Below are 2,644 nucleotides of genomic sequence, written 5' to 3'. Positions count from 1 at the left end.
GGCTGGTGTGGGGCTTCAGGCAAGCCATTTGCGCCCACGCCGTGGCAAAAGCCTTGCCTTCGGCAAGGCCTGACGCCATAAGCAGGAAAACGGGCGCTGCCGGCGCGAGGGTTTTGAAATGAAGACTTTCCTTACGCAGTTTTTCACCTGGTGGAACAGCAAGACGATAGGAACCCGCCTGCACACGTGGCGGTACGGCAAGAAGGTCGGCCAGGACGAGACCGGCAATTTCTATTACGAAGGCGGCATCGATTCGGAAGGCCGCACGCGCCGCTGGGTCATCTACCGCAATTATTCGGAGGCTTCGGCGATACCGCCCGGCTGGCACGGCTGGATGCACCACCGCGTCGACGTCGCGCCGTCCAGCGAGGACTACAAGCCGCGCGATTGGCAAAAGCCGCATCAGCCCAATCTGACCGGCAGCCCGGCGGCCTATCGCCCGAAGGGCTCGGTGCTGACCAATCAGCACCGCCCGCAGGTCACCGGCGACTACGATGCCTGGACACCCGGGTCGTAGGCGACAGGGTGCAAGCCGGTCCTTTATCGCCACAATTGGTGTTTAGCTGCTTGCTGATCAGAAAACGGCGACTAGCCTTGGCGATCGACAGAATCACCCGGGCGCGAACCACCGGTATCTTTGCATGAGCTTTTCTTACTCAATATCGGCCAGTCTGGCGCTAGCCGCCGGTCTTGCCGTCAGCACCGTGGCCTTCGCCGCTTCGCCTGAGCCCGCGGCACCCGCGCCGGCGCTGCCCGCCGGAGCGGACCGGGTCACCAATGCCGTTGCCGAGTTTGCCGGTATCGACAAGATTACCGGCCGCATCATCACCTTCGATGTCTATATCGACGAGACGGTGCAGTTCGGCGCTTTGCAGGTGACGCCGCGCGTCTGCTATTCGCGGCCGCAGGCCGAGGCGCCGAAGACCGATTCCTTCGTCGAGGTCGACGAGATCACGCTCGACCGCAAAATTCGCCGCATCTTCACCGGCTGGATGTTTGCCGAAAGCCCCGGCCTCAATGCCGTCGAGCATGCCGTCTACGACGTCTGGCTGAAGGAATGCAAGCAGAAGTCGGATGTGCCGGCGCCCGACGGCGCCAAGGCTGACGCAACCAAAGCCGAGGCGCCCAAGCCCGCGGCGGCCAAACCGAAAGCCGCGACCGCTCCGGACGTGACAGATCCTGGCGTGACGGAGCCGGACGCTTCGGACCCCGATACGACCGACACCAACTGATCCTCCGGAACCCTCCTTGCCACCATACGTTGGGGCACGGATGAGCGCGCATCTATGCGCAGGGAGGATCTTCCGATGTCAGACAGCAAGCGGATCACGGCTGGCAAGGCAGAGTTGCTGGAACTTGAAAAGGGATTCTGGACGGGCGACGCGGCCTACTATGCGGCCAATGTCGACACCGAATGCCTGGTGGCGTTTCCGCAGATGGCACAGGCGATGGACAATGCGGATCTCGCCAAGACCGCAACCAGGCCCAACCGCTGGCGCGACCTGAAAATCGACCTCAAGGGTATTATCGAGCCGGGCAGCGACATCATCATGCTGACCTACGAGGCACATGCGACACGCGAGAACGGCGAACCTTACGTCGCGCTGGTCAGCACCGGCTATGTCCATCGCGTCAACGGCTGGAAGATGATGTTCCATTCGCAGACGCCATTGGAAGCCGCCACTGGGAAGTAGGCTCAATCTTCAGGGATAGAATACGGCCTCGCCCTTCAGCGCGTCGGCCAGCATCTTTTCATATTTGCCGCGCGGCACGTCGACCGCGCCGAAGCGCTTGAGGTGCTCGGTGGTGAACTGGGTGTCAAGCAGAGCGAAGCCGCGTGCCTTCAAGCGCTCGACGAGATAGAAAAGGCAGGTCTTGGAAGCGTCCGTCTCCCTGGCGAACATGCTCTCGCCAAAAAACACCCGGCCGAGCGACACGCCATAGAGGCCACCGACCAGCCGGTCCTCGCGCCACGCCTCGACCGAATGACAATGGCCTATCCGATGCAACTCGACATAGGCTTCGCGGATCGGCGCATTGATCCAGGTCGAGCGCCGTTCCACGCGCTTTTCGGCGCAGCCGTCGATGGTCGCTTCGAAATCGAAATCGAAACGGATGTCGAAGGGGTTCTTCCTGATCGTTTTCCTGAGGCTTTTCGGCGCGTGAAAACCATCGAGCGGAATGATGCCGCGCGTCTCCGGCCGCACCCAGAACACCTCCGGGTCGCCGGCACTTTCGGCCATCGGGAAGACGCCCGAGGCGTATGCCTTGAGCAGAAGGTCGGTGGGGATGCGATAGCCGGGCGCGTAGGGGCGGGTCATCGCGTCTCCGCGCTAGTCTTCCTTGGCCAGGTATTTTTCCAGCCAGTGGATGTCGTAGTCGCCATTGGCGATGTCGGCATTGCCGACGAGATCGCGAAACAGCGGCAACGTCGTCTTGATGCCGTCGACGACGAACTCGTCCAGGGCGCGGCGCAGGCGCATCATGCACTCGACGCGATTACGCCCATGCACGATCAGCTTGCCGATCAGGCTGTCATAGTATGGCGGGATCTTGTAGCCGGAATAAACGCCGGAATCGACGCGGATGCCCAGGCCGCCCGGTGTGTGGAAATGGGTGATCGTGCCGGGCGAGGGGGTGAAGG

Annotated in this window: 4 protein-coding genes and 1 pseudogene; 3 read left to right on the top strand and 2 right to left on the bottom strand. The window is 62.2% G+C overall.

Translation table 11 applies throughout. The annotated features are described in order from the left end of the window. Positions 1-118: 118 nt before the first annotated feature. The 3 genes from EN893_RS28275 to EN893_RS28265 all read left to right on the top strand — a co-directional run bounded on the left by EN893_RS28275 (position 119) and on the right by EN893_RS28265 (position 1,694). The gene (locus tag EN893_RS28275; protein ID WP_128361961.1) at positions 119-517 is read left to right on the top strand and encodes an NADH:ubiquinone oxidoreductase subunit NDUFA12; all 399 of its coding nucleotides are present in this window, start codon (positions 119-121) and stop codon (positions 515-517) included. A 124-nt stretch (positions 518-641) separates the two neighbouring features. Further along, complete coding sequence (locus EN893_RS28270) at positions 642-1,232, top strand: DUF2155 domain-containing protein (protein ID WP_127269230.1); 591 nt, start codon at positions 642-644, stop codon at positions 1,230-1,232. Between the two features lie 75 nt (positions 1,233-1,307). After that, entirely contained in the window at positions 1,308-1,694 is a 387-nt protein-coding gene (locus EN893_RS28265; protein ID WP_127269231.1) for a hypothetical protein, read from the top strand. Positions 1,695-1,703: 9 nt separating this feature from the next. Here the strand turns inward: EN893_RS28265 and aat are convergent, their stop codons facing one another. Together aat and EN893_RS28255 are read right to left on the bottom strand one after the other, a co-directional pair. After that, positions 1,704-2,321 carry a leucyl/phenylalanyl-tRNA--protein transferase gene (aat, locus tag EN893_RS28260; protein ID WP_127269232.1) on the bottom strand — a complete coding sequence of 206 codons (618 nt, stop codon included), beginning with the start codon at positions 2,319-2,321 and terminating at the stop codon, positions 1,704-1,706. A 12-nt stretch (positions 2,322-2,333) separates the two neighbouring features. Continuing rightward, a pseudogene (locus tag EN893_RS28255) lies at positions 2,334-2,644 on the bottom strand (acetyl-CoA carboxylase biotin carboxylase subunit); the annotation flags it as partial.

Origin of the sequence: Mesorhizobium sp. M7A.F.Ca.CA.004.04.2.1 (assembly GCF_004022825.1) — a bacterium.
Taxonomy (GTDB): Bacteria; Pseudomonadota; Alphaproteobacteria; order Rhizobiales; family Rhizobiaceae; genus Mesorhizobium.
This window is presented reverse-complemented; position numbering and strand designations above follow the sequence as displayed.

Excerpts from the sequence above, each read along its gene's own strand:
- EN893_RS28275 (WP_128361961.1), top strand. The coding sequence starts at position 119 with ATGAAGACTTTCCTTACGCAGTTTTTCACCTGGTGGAACAGCAAGACG.
- EN893_RS28270 (WP_127269230.1), top strand. The coding sequence starts at position 642 with ATGAGCTTTTCTTACTCAATATCGGCCAGTCTGGCGCTAGCCGCCGGT.
- EN893_RS28265 (WP_127269231.1), top strand. The coding sequence starts at position 1,308 with ATGTCAGACAGCAAGCGGATCACGGCTGGCAAGGCAGAGTTGCTGGAA.
- aat (WP_127269232.1), bottom strand. The coding sequence starts at position 2,321 with ATGACCCGCCCCTACGCGCCCGGCTATCGCATCCCCACCGACCTTCTG.